Annotated in this window: 15 protein-coding genes and 1 tRNA gene; 7 read left to right on the forward strand and 9 right to left on the reverse strand. The window is 45.6% G+C overall.

The window, feature by feature from the left end:
* Window positions 1-2: 2 nt before the first annotated feature.
* The gene (locus tag A3CY_RS0103110; RefSeq protein WP_240388113.1) at window positions 3-404 is read right to left on the reverse strand and encodes an EamA family transporter; all 402 of its coding nucleotides are present in this window, start codon (window positions 402-404) and stop codon (window positions 3-5) included.
* Between the two features lie 247 nt (window positions 405-651).
* Here A3CY_RS0103110 and A3CY_RS0103115 point away from each other — a divergent pair, with 247 nt between their 5' ends.
* The 4 genes from A3CY_RS0103115 to lpxA are packed head-to-tail and all read left to right on the forward strand — an operon-like array spanning window position 652 to window position 7,213.
* On the forward strand, window positions 652-1,830 hold the full coding sequence (locus A3CY_RS0103115) for an efflux RND transporter periplasmic adaptor subunit (RefSeq protein ID WP_051082670.1): 1,179 nt from the start codon (window positions 652-654) through the stop codon (window positions 1,828-1,830).
* A gap of 27 nt (window positions 1,831-1,857) precedes the next feature.
* Entirely contained in the window at window positions 1,858-5,025 is a 3,168-nt protein-coding gene (locus tag A3CY_RS0103120; RefSeq protein WP_018336439.1) for an efflux RND transporter permease subunit, read from the forward strand.
* A gap of 7 nt (window positions 5,026-5,032) precedes the next feature.
* Window positions 5,033-6,415 (forward strand): TolC family protein, encoded by a 1,383-nt coding sequence (locus tag A3CY_RS0103125; RefSeq protein WP_018336440.1) that lies wholly within the window; start codon window positions 5,033-5,035, stop codon window positions 6,413-6,415.
* Window positions 6,416-6,433: 18 nt separating this feature from the next.
* Window positions 6,434-7,213 carry an acyl-ACP--UDP-N-acetylglucosamine O-acyltransferase gene (lpxA, locus tag A3CY_RS0103130; protein WP_018336441.1) on the forward strand — a complete coding sequence of 260 codons (780 nt, stop codon included), beginning with the start codon at window positions 6,434-6,436 and terminating at the stop codon, window positions 7,211-7,213.
* Between the two features lie 61 nt (window positions 7,214-7,274).
* On the opposite strand, the gene A3CY_RS0103135 is transcribed toward lpxA, so the two are convergent.
* Window positions 7,275-7,347 (reverse strand) — tRNA-Met (locus A3CY_RS0103135).
* Between the two features lie 201 nt (window positions 7,348-7,548).
* Here A3CY_RS0103135 and A3CY_RS0103140 point away from each other — a divergent pair.
* Window positions 7,549-8,937: a DUF5723 family protein gene (locus A3CY_RS0103140; protein ID WP_018336442.1), complete on the forward strand. Its 1,389-nt coding sequence runs from the start codon at window positions 7,549-7,551 to the stop codon at window positions 8,935-8,937.
* A gap of 453 nt (window positions 8,938-9,390) precedes the next feature.
* Here A3CY_RS0103140 and A3CY_RS0103150 read toward each other — a convergent pair whose 3' ends face one another.
* The 5 genes from A3CY_RS0103150 to A3CY_RS0103175 all read right to left on the reverse strand — a co-directional run bounded on the left by A3CY_RS0103150 (window position 9,391) and on the right by A3CY_RS0103175 (window position 16,811).
* On the reverse strand, window positions 9,391-9,924 hold the full coding sequence (locus A3CY_RS0103150) for a dihydrofolate reductase family protein (RefSeq protein WP_018336443.1): 534 nt from the start codon (window positions 9,922-9,924) through the stop codon (window positions 9,391-9,393).
* A gap of 219 nt (window positions 9,925-10,143) precedes the next feature.
* Window positions 10,144-13,368, reverse strand: a complete 3,225-nt coding sequence (locus tag A3CY_RS0103160; protein ID WP_018336445.1) for a UvrD-helicase domain-containing protein — start codon at window positions 13,366-13,368, stop codon at window positions 10,144-10,146.
* Window positions 13,369-13,379: 11 nt separating this feature from the next.
* Window positions 13,380-14,537 (reverse strand): iron-containing alcohol dehydrogenase, encoded by a 1,158-nt coding sequence (locus A3CY_RS0103165; protein WP_018336446.1) that lies wholly within the window; start codon window positions 14,535-14,537, stop codon window positions 13,380-13,382.
* Between the two features lie 13 nt (window positions 14,538-14,550).
* Window positions 14,551-15,534: a tetratricopeptide repeat protein gene (locus A3CY_RS0103170; RefSeq protein ID WP_026207245.1), complete on the reverse strand. Its 984-nt coding sequence runs from the start codon at window positions 15,532-15,534 to the stop codon at window positions 14,551-14,553.
* Between the two features lie 140 nt (window positions 15,535-15,674).
* A complete protein-coding gene (locus A3CY_RS0103175; protein ID WP_026207246.1) occupies window positions 15,675-16,811 on the reverse strand; it encodes an ATP-binding protein in 1,137 nt (378 codons plus the stop codon).
* Between the two features lie 221 nt (window positions 16,812-17,032).
* Here A3CY_RS0103175 and A3CY_RS22380 point away from each other — a divergent pair, with 221 nt between their 5' ends.
* Window positions 17,033-17,203, forward strand: coding sequence for a DUF3791 domain-containing protein (locus A3CY_RS22380; protein WP_018336450.1), 171 nt, complete (start codon window positions 17,033-17,035; stop codon window positions 17,201-17,203).
* A gap of 87 nt (window positions 17,204-17,290) precedes the next feature.
* Window positions 17,291-17,515, forward strand: a complete 225-nt coding sequence (locus A3CY_RS0103185; protein ID WP_018336451.1) for a hypothetical protein — start codon at window positions 17,291-17,293, stop codon at window positions 17,513-17,515.
* Between the two features lie 267 nt (window positions 17,516-17,782).
* On the opposite strand, the gene A3CY_RS0103195 is transcribed toward A3CY_RS0103185, so the two are convergent.
* Together A3CY_RS0103195 and A3CY_RS0103200 are read right to left on the reverse strand one after the other, a co-directional pair.
* Window positions 17,783-18,490 (reverse strand): hypothetical protein, encoded by a 708-nt coding sequence (locus A3CY_RS0103195; RefSeq protein WP_018336453.1) that lies wholly within the window; start codon window positions 18,488-18,490, stop codon window positions 17,783-17,785.
* 15 nt (window positions 18,491-18,505) lie between these two features.
* On the reverse strand, window positions 18,506-19,132 hold the full coding sequence (locus A3CY_RS0103200) for a hypothetical protein (RefSeq protein WP_018336454.1): 627 nt from the start codon (window positions 19,130-19,132) through the stop codon (window positions 18,506-18,508).
* Window positions 19,133-19,156: the final 24 nt, after the last annotated feature.

The following is a 19,156-nucleotide window of genomic DNA, read 5'->3' on the forward strand; positions in this document are numbered from 1 at the left end:
TTTTACTTTCTAATCCTTATAAATGCCGGAATCAAACGCTTCATGGAGAAATGCCCCGGGGTATTCGCCCAAATAACGATAAATACCGCAACCAACACGATCAGTACACCCAACAACTGGCTGAAACCGAAATATTCTCCCAGGAAAAGGACTCCCATGCTCACGGCTGTCAAGGGCTCCATACACCCTAGAATGGCTGCCGTGGTCGATCCCACGTGCTGTATTGCCAATATTAACGTCAAATCGGAAATCAAGGTTGGAATTAATGCCAACAAAAACAAGTGAACGGTAGCATTGACAGAGGGCATCGCTTCGGGTCCCTGTCCTTCCCCCCGGTTCAAAAGCCAGACGGCTTCGTCCGACAACGGGTACGCTTCTCGTATTTTCTTGATGAATGCTTCCATATAAAACATTTACAAATATAATAATTCCTTATCAAGTCGTAATTTTTTAAACCCGATTTTATGTTACCTCGTATCATCATTGTGTAAAAATATTTAATAGAAACCTTATATGATACTTTTTCTACAAAAATGCAAGAAAAAATCTTTTCACAGTATCGATTTGGTACAGTGTTTGCCTATATAGCTTAAGTCTTGAAATATGCCAACCTATGGTCTTCATCAGATACAATCATTTAAAAGACAATATATGAAAATGCAAAAATCAATGATTATTTTATCTCAACGATTATTTATCATCGCATTGGGGATAACTTTTTTTGCTTGTAGCAATCAACAACAGGGACGTCAAGCCGGAGTTCCCGAGTATGCCGTAATTACAGTAGAACCTAGCGTGTCGAAACTGAATAGCGCTTACCCGGCAAGAATCAAAGGTCGGCAGGACGTGGAGATTCGTCCCAACGTGAGCGGATTCATCACGAAGTTATGCGTGGACGAAGGCGCAGCAGTAAAGAAGGGGGAAACCTTATTCATTATTGACCCCGTTCAATACGAAGAAGCCGTAAACGTGGCACGTGCGGCAGTGAACGTGGCAAAAGCCAACGTGGCAACGGCAGAATTAACCGCGGAGAATAAAGAAAAATTGGCAGAGAAGAACATCATCAGCCAATACGAATTGCAAATGGCGAAAAATACGCTTGCCACCCAGAGAGCGGCATTAGCGCAGGCTGAAGCCCAATTGGTCAACGCGGAGAAAAACCTCTCGTACACGAATGTCACGAGTCCTTCCAACGGTGTCGTGGGAAAAATTCCTTTCCGTGTAGGAAGCCTGGTCAGCCCGAGTTCGGCAACCCCGCTAACCACGGTGTCCGATAACTCGGAAATGTACATCTATTTCTCCATGAATGAAAAAGACATCCTTAAACTGACCCGCGAAAGCAACGGTGCCACGCAAGGCGCCCTGAACCAGATGCCGGCAGTACAATTGCAACTGGTGGACGGCACCATTTACGACGCAAAAGGCAAGATCGAAACTCTTAGCGGCGTGATCGACCAAACAACCGGAGCCGCCAGCGTGAGGGCAACCTTCCCGAACCCGAACGGCATATTGCGTAGCGGGGGCTCGGGAGTCATTCTACTACCGCAAGAGGACGATAACGCCATTGTTATTCCTCAAAAAGCGACCATGGAAATTCAAGACAAAAAATTCGTGTTCGTGGTTAATGACAGTTCCGTCGTAAAAACAACAGAAATAAAGATTCTCCCCGTGAATGACGGGAAAAATTACGTGGTGGCTTCCGGGCTGAAAATAGGTGACCGCATCGTGGTAGAAGGTGTTGGAACTACCGTGAGAGACGGCATTACCATTAAACCCATCACGCCTGCCGAGTCCGCAGCGAAACGTCAACAAGCGACAGCCCGACACTAGATCATGTACTAAAATGAATCAGTAATTATGAAATTAGATAAATTTATAAAACGCCCCGTACTCTCCACGGTTATATCCATCATTATCGTGATCTTGGGTATTCTGGGGCTAGTATCTATCCCCGTAACCCAATACCCGGATATTGCACCACCCACGGTACGCGTGAGTACAACTTACACGGGAGCCAACGCCCAAACCGTGCTGAATAGCGTGATCGCCCCGCTGGAAGAACAAATCAACGGTGTGGAGAACATGATGTACATGACTTCCACCGCGACAAACACGGGGGAAGCCACGATTGAAGTATATTTCAAACAAGGCACAGACCCCGACATGGCAGCCGTGAACGTGCAAAACCGCGTTGCCAAAGCCCAGGGATTTCTGCCCGCCGAAGTCACACAAGTCGGTGTGATCACCAGTAAACGGCAAACCAGTATGTTGCTTGGTTTCACTGTTTTCAGTGCTGACGATAAATTCGACGAAACTTTCATACAAAACTACGTGAAGATTAATCTTATTCCCCAAATCCAACGTGTCCCCGGCGTGGGCGACGCGATGGTGTTGGGTGCGGATTATTCCATGCGTATCTGGTTGAAACCGGATGTTATGGCTCAATACCAGTTGATGCCTTCGGACGTGACGGCAGCCCTGGCGGAACAGAATATCGAAGCCGCCCCGGGACAGTTCGGGGAAAGCGGTGACCAGTCTTTCCAGTATATCATGAAATACAAGGGGCGTTTGCAGACCACGGAGGAATTTGAAGATATCGTGATCCGTGCCACCTCTGACGGCGAAATCCTTCGCCTGAAAGACATTGCCCGCATTGAACTGGGCGGTTTGAGCTACGGTTATGCCACTCGTTCTAACGGACACCCGGGTGTCACGGGTATGATCTTCCAGACAGCCGGTTCTAACGCGACACAGATTATTAAAGATATCGAAGTCCTGTTAAAGGAGGCTTCCAAGGACTTTCCCCCGGGCGTAGAATACAGTATCCTTTTGAACGCGAACGACTTCTTGTACGCCTCTATCCATGAAGTATTGAAGACCTTGATTGAAGCATTCATTCTGGTATTCCTCGTTGTATTTATTTTCTTGCAGGACTTCCGTTCCACGTTGATTCCCGCTATCGCGATTCCCGTGGCATTGGTCGGTACATTCTTCGTGCTGAACCTGATTGGATTCAGTATGAACTTGCTGACCCTTTGCGCGCTTGTTCTGGCTATCGCCATCGTCGTCGACGATGCCATTATTGTTGTCGAAGCCGTGCACGCAAAACTCGACCAAGGTTACAAATCGCCACTGAAGGCTTCTATCGACGCCATGAATGAAATCTCGGGAGCCATCGTGTCCATTACCCTAGTCATGATGTCCGTGTTTATTCCCGTGAGTTTTATGGAAGGAACTTCGGGTACTTTCTACCGCCAGTTCGGCCTGACCATGGCTATCGCCATCGGGTTATCGGCGATCAACGCGTTGACCTTGAGCCCGGCTCTATGCGCGATGTTCCTGAAACCTCATGATAAAGAACAAAAGAAAAAAGGATTCATCAACCGATTCCATGCGGCTTTCAATGCAGCCTATGATGTCACCCTGGAAAAATACAAGAAAGGCGTGAATTTCTTCGTTAAACACAAAATCATAAGTTTTGCCTGCGTTGCAGCCAGTATCGTCGTATTGGTCGGCTTGATGAGAATTACCCCGTCGGGACTCGTTCCAAACGAGGATACCGGGACATTCTTCGCGATCGTTGACCTCCCTCCTGCCACTTCGTTGGAGAGAACACGGGCAGCATTGGCACAGGTGGATAGCCTGATCGCCAGTAATCCTGCCGTTGACGGACGTACCGAAGTTGCCGGATATAGTTTTATCGCCGGGCAAGGTAGTTCATACGGAACATTCATATGCCGCCTGAAACCTTGGGATGAACGGGGCAAGGGTCAAGACATTAATAGTGTCATCGGGCAATTGTATATGCAGACACAGGGTTTGATCAAAGACGCCCGCGTGCTCTTGTTCGCCCCCCCGATGATTCCCGGTTACAGTATCACCAACGGTTTCGAGTTTAACTTGCAAGATAAGACCGGAGGCAGCCTGGACGACTTTTACAGCGTGGCACAAAACTTCCTGGAGAAGTTGAACGCCCGCCCGGAAATCGCTGCCGCCCGTACTTCTTTCAATCCCAATTACCCGCAATATATGGTGGATATCGACGTAGCCAAGTGTAAAGAAGCCGGGCTTACCCCCAACCTCCTATTAACTACTTTACAAGGATACTACGGCGGATTGTACGCGTCAAACTTCAACCGGTTCGGTAAATTATACCGTGTCATGATTCAGGCGGATGCCAATTTCAGGGTAAACCCGGAAACGCTCAACCAGATCATGGTAAGAAACGGAAATGAAATGGCTCCGATCACTCAATTTATCACCCTTCGGAAAATATACGGACCGGATAATATCAAACGGTTCAACATGTTTACCGCCATGAGTGTCAACGGTTCGCCTGCCGACGGGTATAGTTCCGGGCAAGCCATCCAAGCCATCGAGGAAGTTGCCGCGGAAACCCTGCCCACGGGATACAGTTATGAATATTCCGGTATGACCCGCGAGGAACAAAGTACCGGCGGAAGCACCACTGCCATGATCTTCCTGTTGTGTCTGGTATTCGTGTACTTGTTGTTGAGTGCCCAGTACGAGAGTTATATATTGCCCTTGGGAGTTATCCTTTCCGTTCCTTTCGGGTTAATGGGTAGCTTTATTTTCGCCACCTTCATGGGCATTGAAAATAACATCTATATGCAGATCGCGTTAATCATGTTGATCGGATTGTTGGCAAAGAACGCCATCTTGATTACCGAATTCGCGCTTGAACGGCGTCTTTCCGGTATGAGTATCGTTTCCGCTGCCGTGCTTGGAGCCTCTGCCCGTCTTCGCCCGATCTTGATGACCTCTTTGGCAATGGTAATCGGATTGTTGCCGTTGATGTTCGCCAGCGGCGTCGGTGCTAACGGAAACAGTTCTTTGGGAACCGGTGCCATCGGAGGTATGTTAATCGGTATGATCTGCCAGATCTTCACGGTTCCGGCACTATTCGTGGCGTTCCAATACTTACAGGAAAAGATCAAACCGATCGAATGGCATGACACGGATAACACCGAACTCGAATCTGATATTGAACAATACACAAAATAGAGTAAAAATGAAAAGAATAACCATATATACCCTCTGCCTGGGAGCCGTACTTAGCAGTTGCAACGTTTATAAACGTTATAACCGCCCGGAAGTAGACACCCAAGGATTGTATCGCGACCCTGTTTCCATGACGGATACGCTGGCTTCCGACACGACAAACATGGGGAATTTACCGTGGGAAAAGGTATTCACCGACCCGCAATTGCAACAACTTATCCGGTTAGGGCTGGAACGCAACAGCGACCTCCAAACCGCCATACTGAAAGTAAAAGAGGCTGAAGCCGGCTTGATGTCTTCACGCTTGGCCTATTTGCCTTCCCTGGGATTATCTCCCCAGGGAACGGTGAGCAGTTTCGACAAGAGCAAAGCCTCGCAGACTTACAGCCTGCCCGTCGTGTCCAGTTGGGAAATAGACTTATTCGGGAGATTGCTTAACGCCAAACGGGGAGCCAAAGCCACCCTGTTACAAAGCGAAGCGTACAAACAAGCCGTACAGACACAAGTGATCTCTGCCATAGCCAATGCTTATTACACTTTGCTGATGCTGGACAAACAACTGGCTATCACGGAAGAAACTTCATTACTCTGGCAAAAGACCGTGGAAACCATGAAAGCCATGAAAGAAGCCGGAATGGTGAACGAAGCTGCTATCGCCCAAAGTGAAGCAAACAGTTACATGATAGCCGCTTCCATCCCCGATCTAAAGAAAAGTATCCGGGAAACAGAAAATTCCTTATCCTTGTTACTTAAACAGGCACCCCAAAGAATCGAACGGAGTAAACTGGAAAACCAAGACCTCCCGACTTTATTGAACGCGGGAATCCCCGTGCAATTATTATCGAATCGTCCGGACGTGAAAGCCGCGGAAATGGCTCTCGCCTCCACGTTCTACAACACGAACCAAGCACGCTCGTCTTTCTACCCGCAACTGTCGATCAACGGTACTTTAGGTTGGACAAACAATTCCGGATTGGGCATTGTCAATCCCGGCAAGATGATCGCATCTGCCGTGGGCGCCCTCACGCAACCGATCTTTAACAAAGGTGCCCTTACGGCACGGTTAAGAATCGCCAAAGCACAACAGGAAGAAGCCTTGATCAATTTCGAGCAGAGCCTGTTGAACGCGGGAAGCGAGGTCAGCAACGCCTTGACCCAATACCAAACGGCACAGGATAAAATCATCCAACGGGAGAAACAAATACTTTCTTTGGAAAAATCCGTGGATTACACGCGAGAATTACTAACCTTAGGAACGTCCACCTATCTGGAAGTACTTACGGCTCAACAATCCCTGCTAAGCGCACAGCTATCGGGTATTTCCGATGAATTTCAAAGAATGCAGGCAGTCGTGAACTTGTACCACGCTTTGGGTGGCGGACGAACAGAATAAACTTTAAAACATACAAATATGATTAGTCCATTAGCTTATGTCGATCCCAACGCGAAAATAGGAAAGAACGTTACCATTCATCCTTTCGCCTACATTGACAACAATGTAGAGATTGGTGACAATTGCACGATCATGCCCTATGCCAGCGTGTTAAGCGGTACCCGCATGGGTACGAACAACACCATCTATCAAGGCGCCATCATTGGTGCCACCCCCCAGGACTTCAAGTTCAAGGGAGATGATACCATTCTGAAAATCGGCAACAACAACACGATCCGCGAGAAAGTGATCATCAACCGGGGTACGAACACTACAGACTGTACCATCGTGGGGGACGGAAACTTTTTGCTGGAAAGCGTGCACCTGGCACACGACACTCACCTCGGCAATTGCTGCGTGTTGGGAAATGCCGCCAAAACTGCCGGCAATTGCATTGTCGAGGACAATGTTATCCTGGGAAGCGGGGTAATCGTGAAACACGGTTGCCGTATCGGGACTTGGGCTTTTGTCAAGGACGGCTGCCGGGCAAATAAAGACGTTCCTCCTTACATCGTGGCGGCTCATAACCCGATCAGCTATTACGGGATAAACGCCACGGTCTTGAGAAAGGAAGACGCTTTGACGGAAACCGTCATAGACGACATTGCCAAAGCGTATCGGCAAGTGTACCAATGCGGAAGTAGTCTGGAAAGCGCATTGCTCCGGATCAAGGAAACCATATCCGTGGGTACCGAAATAAAGACTATTATTGATTTTCTGGAAAGTTCCACTAAAGGAGTAATCGGGGTTACCATGTAATCCCCTACTCTTCTTGTTTTAGAATAAAAAAAGAGATTGAAAATTCAATCTCTTTTTTTTGTAGCGGGAGCTCGACTCGAACGAACGACCTTTGGGTTATGAGCCCAACGAGCTACCAACTGCTCCATCCCGCAATACAATCAAAACAATTTCCTGTTTTGCGAGTGCAAAGATAGGCTTTATTATTTTTACTTCCAAATAATGAAACAACAAATACGCCCCATTTCCTCTAAAACGTCACAAAAAAACAATAAAAATCCTTGGCTATCCTAAAATAAAACCTCAATTTTGTACCAAGAAATATCAAAATTGTATATTTAAAAGGACACTGATTTATGAAAAAAAGTATCAACTTACTGAAAGCAGCCTGTGTGGTTGGCTTGCTGACAGTTTTAGGGATGACGAATGGGTATGCCCAAGGACTCCGTACCTCTTACTTTATGGACAACGTTCCGGCAAGGCTTAAAATGAATCCGGCTTTACAACCGGCAAGAGGCTATTTTAATATCCCGGCAATTGGAGCATTGGGGTTATCCATCTCTTCCAATAAACTAACCATCGACGATTTCGTCGACATCATTGAAAACAAAAATGGTTTCCTGGAAAGCGACAAATTCATGAACCGCTTGGATAACAAGAACACCATGAATATCGACTTCACGACCGACATTCTCTCTTTCGGTTTTTACAGCGGCAAAGGGTTCTGGACGGTTAACCTGGGGGCAAGAGCAATTATTAGTGCTTCCATCCCAAAAACGATGTTTGAATTTGCCCGTTATGCCGACAAATTTCAGGTCGGGGACAAATATGACATCAAGAACATGGAGCTTCATGCCGATATCTTTTCTGAAATCGGCTTGGGATATTCCCGTCCGGTAACAGACAAGCTGAATATCGGTGGACGTTTCAAAGTATTAGTCGGTATAGGTAACCTCGATGCAAAAATTGACAAAATCTACGTGAATGCAGGCGAAGATATGGAAAAATGGGAAGTCACCACGAAAGGAAAACTGGAAGCATCCATGAAAGGTTTGGAACTCGAATACGATTCGGAACATAATTATATCAACGATATCGATATCGACACTCCGGGTATTTCCGGATTCGGTTTTGGTGTTGATTTAGGGGCAAGTTACAAGATATTAAACAACCTGACTGTTTCGGCAGCTATCATCGATTTAGGTTTCATCAACTGGTCGAAATCACATACCACGATAGCTACAACCGAAGGCTCCCATACCTATGGTGAAATCTTGGGCTCCATTGATCCGGATGATTACGAGAACATCAATCCCGATGATTACGAAAACTATGTTAGTAATACTGACATCTTCGATCTCGATTTGATTCAATTTACACAGGAAGACGCCAAAAGCCGTAAAACGACCCTTCGTTCTACTTTGAACTTGGGAGCAGAGATCACCTTGTTGAACAACAAACTCGGTTTCGGTGTACTATCTTCAACTCAATTCACGCTACCGAAATCATATTCGGAATTAACGGTTTCTGCGAACTACCGCCCGAGAAACTGGTTCGGTGCCACGTTGAGTTATTCATTCCTTCACAGTGAATTCAAAACCGTGGGTATCGGTCTGAAATTAGGTCCTATATTCATCGGTTCCGACTACTTGATGACGAAAGCCCCGGGCGATGCCAACCGTGCTAACGCCTATATCGGATGCAGCATCCCTCTCGGTAAAAAACGAATGGATTACCGCAGATAAAAGCAATAAAAAATGACAACTAAAAGTTGTCATTTTTTATTTTAGCGATTTGCGTAATAAATGGATTCGTTTTAGTATATGTCTAATACAAGTAAGAATACATCCAAAGCTCAGTGTGCATTTATATAGGCTATCAAATGAAGCGACAAAATTCCCCTCAAAAAAGAATTGAAAAGTAATGTCTTTCCCTCCATTATATAAAGACTGCCACAGACAACCTTACGGATCAGATAGAGTTTTTCTGCAACTTTTCCTTCCTTCAAAAGAATTGTTTTGGAAGGAACGGACAAATATTCAGATTTTATCTGTGATTCAATAAAATGATTTAAATGGCTGTTTTCTATCATAATGCGATGTTGTTAGGGAACCCTTTCAAAAACGACGACAATGTTATATTGCTTCAAAGAACAATGGATTGATATAAAAACTATCGCAGAGATGAAAAAATGGAGTTTATCTGCGCTTGTAAACAACCTCAATCACTCCATTATAATTCAATGTATTAACCAAGCTCAAATTTATCATATCATCTGTTTCTTCAAATAACTTTATACCTCCGCCAAGAATGGTAGGTATTATTGAGATATGGAATATGTCTATTAAATCTTCTTTCATCAAATGATTTATAACATCAGCTCCTCCGCAAATCCAAATATTCTTTCCCGTTTCTTCCTTAAGAATATTTACAAGTCGGCATGGATTAGTATTTGTGAATTTTATATCCTTCGTGTCAGTCATCGATGCATCATGAGTAAAAACATAGGTTATAGCTCCGGAATATGGCCATCTATCGGGTGATAACTCCGTTGTTATTTGTTCATAGGTTCTTTTCCCCATGATAACAGTATCTACATTGTTAAAAAAATCCGAATATGTATCCAGCATTTCCACGGAATCATCTTGTCCTTTTATCCAACTCACAGATTTTTTGCAATCTGCGATATATCCATCAAGGCTCATTGCAATATATAATACAACCTTTTTCATACTATCCCAAATGAATGTTTACTTATATTCTTTTATACTTTTTTTGAACTACCGCAAAAATAAAAAAAAAATGATAACCCCAGAACAAGAAAAGCGCCGAACCGCAATACATCATCCCCAGCGCGACAAGCGTAAGTAATTCTTTCTTTGTCACGCTAAAATTCTCCCCTTTCAATTTCATTAACACCGCGATAAAAAGTTCACAACCTGATTTATTAATCAATTAAAAAGCTGCAACTGGATAGGTACTTGATCAGCATTTACGGGAACGATTTTATTCAACGTGACATACCAAATATAACCCGATACGTCGGTATATCCCATTTGCTTCAAGGTTTTGCAATAAAAGCTAACTTGGCGGAGATATGATTTCTCCTCTTTTCGTCCGAACTTGTAGTCCACGATAATCGCTTTTTCCCCGTCCGTCATTACCCGGTCGGGACGAGCCTTGCCACTTCCCCGGAAAAGGATGTCCCGTTCATTGATAATCTTGTATTTACCATCGAACCATTCCGAAGGGATATTGTTTTTTAAATATCCTAGTACCTGCTCCCGGTACGATTCCCGTTCCGTGCCGTTTATCAGTCCGGATCGATACATATCGCCAACAGCCCGGTCGATATCCTCCACCGTTTCGATACGCCGGAAAATCTCGTGCAACATCTTTCCCTCGTCCACGGCGGTAGTTTCCATGCTCTCCGGATCAGTATAGTCTTCATATTTATAACGCACGCTTACCCGGTCGTTCAGATTGTAGATCGGGTATTCCGACAAATTCAACGTGTTATTGCCACTAGTGGTAGCCGCAACGGGTATCGTCTTCTTCTCCCCGATCCGCAGGCATAGATTCTCCCCGTCCCACCCGGGCAGGGCGAGTTGTTCCAGTACCTGATAAAGAAATGCCCCGATATCCGAAGGTTTGCCTTCTTTCGAGACCTTAGGGGCATAGGGCAACACGTGCAACTCCTTTTCCGCCCGCGTCAAGGCCACGTAAAGCAAATTCAAGTTATCCACGTAGGCTTTCATGTGTTCCTCCAGGTAATCCTCCCTGAAATGGCTGTCCGCCAGCTTCGGCGAGTAGTTCAACGGGGCGTATTCCAAATCCCGGAAGCCTTCCTCCCGGTTGTGGCACCATATCCGCCTCCCGTGGCGGGTGTCATCCAGATCCCACGCGCAGAACGGGATAATGACCGATTTAAATTCCAACCCTTTCGATTTATGTATCGTGAGTATCCGCACGGCATCCGTTTCCTCGGAAGTCGACAACACTTTCTTATCTTTCTCTTTCTCCCACCATTCAAGAAATACGGGCAGGCTATTCGTGTTGTTCCGCTCGTAGTCGAACAAGATATCCTGGAAAGCAATCAGGTAGGGCAATTCTTCCGCCCGGTTCTTCAACCCGAAAGCCTCGATGATTTCCTCCGTGATCTCGAACAAAGACCCGGAAGCCAACCGCTCCGGTTCCCGCAAGAAAGGAATACCCAACGTGTCGAGAAAACTCTCCGCTCCTCCCCCTGCCTTGAAAAGCGCATCATCTTCCGCCGTATTTTCCCCTTGCACGAATGTCCGGTAGTTATACAACAACACGGTACGGTTCACGGCATCATACGGTTCGACCATATAGCGCAGCACGTTGATAATCAACTCCACGTAAGGGGACGAAGCAACATACAACGAATCGTTCGATATAAAAGTCACCGGGAAAGGTATTCCTTCCCGCTTGTTATACTCGATCAGGTAATCGGCAACAAAAGCCCCTTCCCTGCCGCTCCGGACAAGAATGACACAATCTTTCAAGCGTCCTCCCCGCCTCACGGTATCCAGAATGATGTCCACAACTTCTTCCATGATGTCGGCATCACTTCCTTCCTCCTGTTTCTCCCCCCCGAAACGAATCTCCACGTACCCGTCACCGGGACGGCTAACCAATTGTTCCGGTCTATTATAAGCCTCAATGATAGAGGAAGAATAAGCATTATCCTCCCCGCACTCGGCATCATACAACGCCTTCAATTGTCCCGCTGCCTGAACGAAAAAACGGTTGTTAAACTCCACGATCTCCCGGCTACTCCGCCAGTTATGCTCCAGCACGATATTATCCGTACCGAAAGCCGTGAAGTCCCGTTCCACGCCCTCCGCCAGCAATCGCCAGTCACCATTCCGCCACCGGTAAATACTTTGTTTCACGTCGCCCACCAACATGGCACGCCCTCCTTCGGCAAGCGTGTTGATAATAAGAGGACGGAAATTCGCCCACTGCATGGTGGATGTATCCTGAAACTCGTCGATCATAACGTGTTTGTAGAAATTACCCGTTTTCTCGAATAAAAAAGAGGTATCGTTACCGGCAATCAGCGTGTTGAGCAGGCGAGTCGTATCACTCAACAACATAAGCCCTTTCTCGTCACAATAATCCCGGACTTCCCCGTACAGGTCGTTCAGAATCCCAAGCTGGTAAAGATTACCCGACAACAGACGAGCCGACACGTAATCCCGGTAATTCTCGTCGTAGAACTCCACGCTCTCCCGCAACCACGTGTTCAAAGTCGTGTAGGCATCCTCCAGTCGGGCACGGGCTGCTGGCTCTGTTTTTTTCGTTATCCAAACGTCAAGATTGTCAATAGCTTTCCGGGTAGTATCGGTAATACTATCCAGGTTTTTCTCCTTCAATTTATAGAAGTGATTGATTACCCCTCGTTTGCCATTCTTGAAATCTTCTACCCGCAGCCCCCGCTCTTCCAGGAAACCACACCCTATTCGCCCGTATTCTTCCAGCCGTTTCTCGAATCTCGTGATAATACCTTGCAGGAAATGTTTGTACACTTTCAGGAAATCCCGATCGTTGAAACGTTCCTGCACATCCTTATCGAAGAGCATATAACTTTCGCCGAAAAGTTCTTTCCCCAACTCGGCAATCTTGGCTTTCACGCTCCACGAACGGGCATCTTCCACGCTGTCACTCATCAATTCGGTAATCCACGCTCCAAGTTCCTTATCCTTGTTCATGCGCTGCATTACCTGATCGACGGCACGTTGCAGCACATAATCGCTATCCAGTTCCACGTTATAGCCGGGAAATATACCAAGTTCCCGGGTAAAAGCCTTGATTACCCGTTGAAAGAAACGGTCGATCGTAGTCACAGCCAGCCGCCCGTAGTCGTGCAGGATCAGCGTGCGTAACACTTCCGCCCGGGCTTGCACCTGCTCGTCCGACAGCCGCAACGTTCGTTTCAACTCCTCCCGGTAATCACTTTTCACCCCTTCCGCGAGTTTGTTCAACTCCCTCACGATACGGGATTTCATCTCTTCCGTCGCCTTATTCGTGAACGTAACCGCCAGAACGTTTTTATACTCCAACGGAGAATTAAAAACGATCTTGAAGAATTCCATCGTTAAAGCAAAAGTCTTCCCCGCACCCGCGGAAGCCCGGTAAACACGAAGCATACAATTGAAAATTAAAGTCTTGACGTCAATATCGCCCTCACGTTATCCACGTTCACGTCGTCGATGCCACCCAAGGCAAACATGCCTCGTTCACGGAAACGCTTCTCGATACGGTCGATCGTGTCGATACCCACCCCGTAATCGGACAAACGTGTTTTCACGCCCAATTCATTGAAAAATTGTTCCGTGCGGGCAATCGCCTGGTCGCAGGCATCGGGTTGAGTCGGGTCAATATTCCACACCCGTGAGGCAAATTGCAACAGTTTTTCCCGGCGTTTCATTTTCGTGGCATTCATCACGCCCGGTAGAACGATTGCCAGGGTAATCCCGTGGTCAAGCCCGTTGAAAGCCGTCAACTCGTGCCCGATATGGTGAGTAGACCAGTCCTCGGTCACCCCGCAGGCTATCAACCCGTTCAATCCCATCGTGGCAGCCCACATGAAATTTGCCCGGTCGTCATAATTCGGCTTCTCGTCATGAATCAGACGGGGACCGATCTCGATCAACGTCTTCAATATCGATTCGGAGAAACGGTCTTGAATCTCGGCATGTTCCGGGAAAGTATAATATTGTTCCATCACGTGCACGAAAGTATCCACGATCCCGTTAGCCACCTGCCGCATCGGCAAGGAATAGGTCACGGTCGGGTCGAGCACGGAGAATTTCGGGAACACGTGTGATGAACGGAATGCCAACTTTTCACGTGTAGACTCGCGGGTTATCACCCCCCCGCAGTTCATTTCCGAACCTGTTGCCGGCAAAGTCAGTACCGTACCGATAGGCAATGCCGCGTTAACCCTGGCGCCCTTGGCAACAATATCCCACGGCTCGTTGCCCTCGAAGCAGGTAGCCGCAGCAATGAATTTCGTCCCGTCGATCACGGAACCTCCACCCACGGGAAGCAGGAATCCCACGTTCTCGCGTTTTGCCATCTCCACGGCACGCATCAACGTTTCGTAATGCGGGTTGGGTTCGATACCGGAGAATTCCACGATATCAAATCCTTGCAAGGCATTCATCACTTGGTCATAAACCCCGTTTTTCTTGATACTTCCGCCCCCGTAAGTCATCATGATCTTCATACCCCTGGGTATCCATTTCCCGATCTCGGCAATTTTCCCTTTCCCGAAAAGTATCTTCACGGGATTGTAATAATCGAAATTTTCCATGCTTTTTAATCGTTTATATCTGTTCCATTATTTTAGTTTCATCCTTTATCCGTCTGTCGAGTACCTCGATATATTCCTTGATATACACGGACACTTTATTGCTGATATTGGCTTTCTGCAGCGTTTTCTCCGCCGCTTCCAGCAGAGCCTTTGCCCCCGAAAAGTTCCCGTCTTTCTCGTAAAGCCAAGCCAGATTTACCGCCGCTTTTGCCGCCACGTTCGGTTTCAGAGCCAAAGCTGCTTCCCATATCCGGCGAGCCTCATTCATATCCCCATTCTGGAAAAAATGGTATCCCACGCTCAACACCCGGTTGTCCGTGTACAGCCTCCGTCTCTCGGGAGTCCACATCGGGGTCAGCCGCTCGGCATAACTCCATCCCTTATCGTAAAAGAAATTGCATATCGTGGCGTAATCGTCTTCCCCCTCGTACGTGCTATGCTTCACCTCCATTTTCTGGCTGTTCATGGAATCCACCACCTGCCCGTTGGCATCGTACAACCGGACAAACAGATTATCATCCAGCACCAAACGTCCCGAGAAGTCCAGGTTGAATTTACAATATTCCACCGCGAGCACGTGCGTCATCCGGGAAGTTTTCTCCAGAGCCTTGATGCCTTCCGGGGATATCGGTTCCGGCTCCATCCCGTCGGTAATATAAGTCGGTTTTAATCCCAATCCCCGAACCAGCAACACCGGGCGTATTCCATTACGCAACCCGTCACGCAGCCCGTCATAGAAGCACGTCACCAGATTATCCCGTCTTAATCGCAAGGAAGAATACAACTGTGGAGCCGCCAAAGAATCCGACACGTGGATGATCTTCCGGTCGATAAACATGATCTGCGCGTCCCCGTTCCCGAGATTGATCCCACCCGGCTTCAACACGTCGATATCCAACTCTTTATAGCTACCGCACGAAACAAGACATCCCAATAACAAACACGCCCCGATTGCTCCTAAGGCAGTCTTCATTTTATATGTTACACTATTTCCCATGAGGTTATTTCTTTAGTTCATACTTGAAACTTGCAAAAACCAGACCATAATATGCCGCAGACATTCCGAAGACGACAGAATTACGGTGTTTTAAAATTAGACATATTCCGGGAAATAACCAAGACTAGCGCGACAAAGTTTTATTTTTCTATAAATTCCAGGTAATTATCTCTGTTCACGACGTGAAATTCCGCATGCGGATACGCTTCTTGAAATGCTTTCGGCACAACAGGCATTTTATTGCCCCATTTAAATTCCAAAGCCGTCAAATGCTCCGAACTCACTTCAACAAGATCGATCTCCTGCTTGTCGTATGTCCGCCAGAAAAAAAATTCCTTATGTTGTCCCTTGTTAAAGTTGACCTTTCGTCTCTCGCCAATGATATAGTTTTCCCACAATGCGCCGACATCCTGCCGGATTGCTAACGGAGAGAATGCCCCGATGATGGCATTACGGATGCCGTTATCGTAAAAATACCATTTCCCGGCTTTCGTAACCTCCTTGCGCAAATTACGGGAATACGCACCCAGGCGATAAACAACAAATACCTTTTCCAACAAATCGAGATACTTCTCAACAGTCGTTTTGCTCATTCCAAGTTGCTTGCCCAATTCTTCATAGGAAACCTCACTTCCCAACTGAAAGGCAATCAGTCGTAACAGATCACGCATCTTACTCGAATTTTTCAGTCCATCGATCGCCAAAATATCCTTTAGCAAATAAGCCCCTACAATATCGCGCAGATAATCCGTTTTACGCTCGAAATTATCCAGCATCACCACCTCCGGATAGGAACCGTAAATCAAGCGGGCTTCCAGATTCTGACGTGTTTCAAGCGCATTTTCCGTTTGTGCGATTTCCTGCTGTGAGAATGGCGTAAGCAGGAATTGCGTCCCGCGTCCGACTAACGGTTCTCCCGTCTTATTGAGCAAGTCAAAAGAAGACGATCCACTTGCCAATACGCTCACACCCGGTATTTCATCAACAATCAATTTCAAAATACTACCGATTTGCGGTATATTTTGCGCCTCGTCGATGGCCAACAGATCAATGCCTTCCAATAGATGTCGATAGTTCGACACTGTCCGGTTCTCCAATAACGCCAATGTATCGTAATCTTCCCCGTTGAGCATCATGGTCCGACCGGAATAGCCATTCACGATTGTGCGCATCAGTACCGTTTTTCCCACGCGTCGCGCACCGAAAATCAAAACGACCTTCCCCGGAGAAATCCGAGCCGTGATTCTATCTCGAAGTATTCTGTTTATTGTTTCCATAGCTAAACTTCCAATCTTTATTTGCAAATATAGTAATTGTTTTCTAAAATGGCGATTTTTACGTAAAAAACATACTCTCAAATGGCGATTTTTACAATATAACTAAAAGCTATTTCATCCACCCAATTTCTTGCACTTGCTTTCTTGCTCGTATTTTCTTATTTTTGCAAACGGATATACAATAATTCGATGTCGCTAAGATCTTCTGAAAAAACTTTAACATGGATAAGAAGGAATTAGATATAGCTTATTTTATTTCATTTTGTATCGAACAATATAAAATGAAATATAATCTTTCAGGCAAAGAAGTGATGAATTTGTTTGAAAAGTACGGGATATCACAATATTTGACTGACAATTTTGAAGTATTACATACCCAAAGCCGGCAATGATTACTAGAAGAAATAGAGAATTATATCACAAAACGAAAGGAAGAAACTCTATGAAATTAACTTTTTTAGAAGCCAAGGAGGTGCTATATGAACAGAAAAATCACAAATAAAAATCTTTACTTGCTGTTACCCTCCAAAGTCAGTCTTTTCGCACAATTATACGTGAAAGAGCATGGAGGTTCAATAATTGATGCGATACGAAAATTCTATTACTCCAAAACTTACCAGAAATTAGAAGACGAGAGTACTAAACTGTGGCATTACGGTCCCGTGGCTTTATACGAGGAATTTATGGAAGAGAACCGCGAATGAACTCCACAAAAAAAACACCTTGAAAAAAATCATAACAAAACATACCTTGAAAAGGGGTTTCTCCCTGGTTCACGGCATTCACCTATTGATCAAGTATTGACCAAGTATTGATCATCTATTGGTTAAAGAATAGGTAATCAATACTTGATCAATAGGTAATCAATACTTGAGAGCCGGGAACCAAGGAGAAACCCCTTGTTTGTTCCCTCTAATGTGTACTCGTAACGATATTCATCCACGTCCCCATCCTCGTCTTTATCGATTGGATCAAGAAAATATCGTTTCAAACATCTTCCGTTTAAGCTCTTGGTCCTCTCCCGTGTTAAACTTGCGATTAAGCGCAGGATGGTGGATGCAATAAGTCGGGATACCATCTATCGTGGTTTCCCGAATCAGGTTCCACCCCTCCACGGGCGTAACCAGCAATGGCTGTAACGGTTTATCAAAATACGTTGTCAAATGATCCCGTGCAGGATTCCCCATCAACAACACGTGACGTGGACGCACTATATCACGTATCAATTCCATCGTTTTCCCCACGCAAAACCGCAAAGCTTCCCTTCCGCCCCGATTCATCCGTTGTTGCAACTCACGAAAAGTCCCCGTGTTGAAATAAACCACGTTTGTCACTACTGCCTCCTCGAACACCGGACGCAACACGGCTCCGGAAAACAAATCGCACAAGCTCCGCATACTTCCCCAACCGTCATTAGCAAGGAATTGATTGCAATCGCAAACGCCAAGATCATCCGCACCCCGGCGTTCCCGTCCCCGTTTCCGGTTCATCTCGGAATACTTTTCATTCCCCCCAGGATTACTTCCGATAATCATTAATTCCGGTTGATAGCTCACCTTGGACTGGAAGGCGTAAAAATCCACGTCCATGTCATAAGCCGGGTTCACGGCTATCTCGTGGCAACCATCCGCCACTTCCCGCAACCAACGATTTAGATTTTGATTGAATAGATCATTCATAGTATAAACAATTAATTATTGATGTTCATGATTTTCAAATCTTCTATTTTCAAAAAAGAACACGAATAAAACACTTAATGAATATATCCACACAATGGTTGTAAATAAAATAAATACTCGTGTTGTACCAACTAACAAAGATTCAACAAGAAAAGTAAAAAAAGGAACTGCATACACAAACATAAAAGCATATCCAACAAAATTTTTGAAGAATGCTAAGTTCGCACGCAATTGAATTCCAAGTACAATTCCCGTAACACTTAACAAAGATGTCAATAATATTATTCCCAACTTTATAGATGGCAGTGCATTTAATAAGACTTCTAGTTTATCTGATACACCTAAAAAATAAACAACCAATTCTCCTATAAATAATACAATATTCAATATTATATACACCCCCAAAGTACGAGTTTCAAATCCATTCATTTTGCAGTATGACCATAATCCACCATTGATAAGTAACCACAATAGGGTTACACACGAAATACCCACTAATCCCATGCTATCCAAGATTTGGGGTAAAAATATACTCGCATTTATACTTTTTCCCCACCCAGAAATACCCAAGATAATAACAAATATCAATGCAAATATGCAATAAAAACATTGATCCCAATTTTGTTGTTCTTTTTCTATCATTTCCTATCTTACTAATTATTAAAC

The sequence above is a fragment of the Butyricimonas synergistica DSM 23225 genome (assembly GCF_000379665.1).
Lineage (GTDB): Bacteria > Bacteroidota > Bacteroidia > Bacteroidales > Marinifilaceae > Butyricimonas > Butyricimonas synergistica.

Bases quoted from the DNA above. Each gene is read 5' to 3' on its own strand.
- A3CY_RS0103120 (WP_018336439.1), top strand. From the start codon at position 1,858: ATGAAATTAGATAAATTTATAAAACGCCCCGTACTCTCCACGGTTATA.
- A3CY_RS0103185 (WP_018336451.1), top strand. From the start codon at position 17,291: ATGAACAGAAAAATCACAAATAAAAATCTTTACTTGCTGTTACCCTCC.
- A3CY_RS0103150 (WP_018336443.1), bottom strand. From the start codon at position 9,924: ATGAAAAAGGTTGTATTATATATTGCAATGAGCCTTGATGGATATATC.
- A3CY_RS0103170 (WP_026207245.1), bottom strand. From the start codon at position 15,534: ATGGGAAATAGTGTAACATATAAAATGAAGACTGCCTTAGGAGCAATC.
- lpxA (WP_018336441.1), top strand. From the start codon at position 6,434: ATGATTAGTCCATTAGCTTATGTCGATCCCAACGCGAAAATAGGAAAG.
- A3CY_RS22380 (WP_018336450.1), top strand. From the start codon at position 17,033: ATGGATAAGAAGGAATTAGATATAGCTTATTTTATTTCATTTTGTATC.
- A3CY_RS0103195 (WP_018336453.1), bottom strand. From the start codon at position 18,490: ATGAATGATCTATTCAATCAAAATCTAAATCGTTGGTTGCGGGAAGTG.
- A3CY_RS0103200 (WP_018336454.1), bottom strand. From the start codon at position 19,132: ATGATAGAAAAAGAACAACAAAATTGGGATCAATGTTTTTATTGCATA.
- A3CY_RS0103160 (WP_018336445.1), bottom strand. From the start codon at position 13,368: ATGCTTCGTGTTTACCGGGCTTCCGCGGGTGCGGGGAAGACTTTTGCT.
- A3CY_RS0103115 (WP_051082670.1), top strand. From the start codon at position 652: ATGAAAATGCAAAAATCAATGATTATTTTATCTCAACGATTATTTATC.
- A3CY_RS0103165 (WP_018336446.1), bottom strand. From the start codon at position 14,537: ATGGAAAATTTCGATTATTACAATCCCGTGAAGATACTTTTCGGGAAA.
- A3CY_RS0103110 (WP_240388113.1), bottom strand. From the start codon at position 404: ATGGAAGCATTCATCAAGAAAATACGAGAAGCGTACCCGTTGTCGGAC.
- A3CY_RS0103175 (WP_026207246.1), bottom strand. From the start codon at position 16,811: ATGGAAACAATAAACAGAATACTTCGAGATAGAATCACGGCTCGGATT.
- A3CY_RS0103125 (WP_018336440.1), top strand. From the start codon at position 5,033: ATGAAAAGAATAACCATATATACCCTCTGCCTGGGAGCCGTACTTAGC.
- A3CY_RS0103140 (WP_018336442.1), top strand. From the start codon at position 7,549: ATGAAAAAAAGTATCAACTTACTGAAAGCAGCCTGTGTGGTTGGCTTG.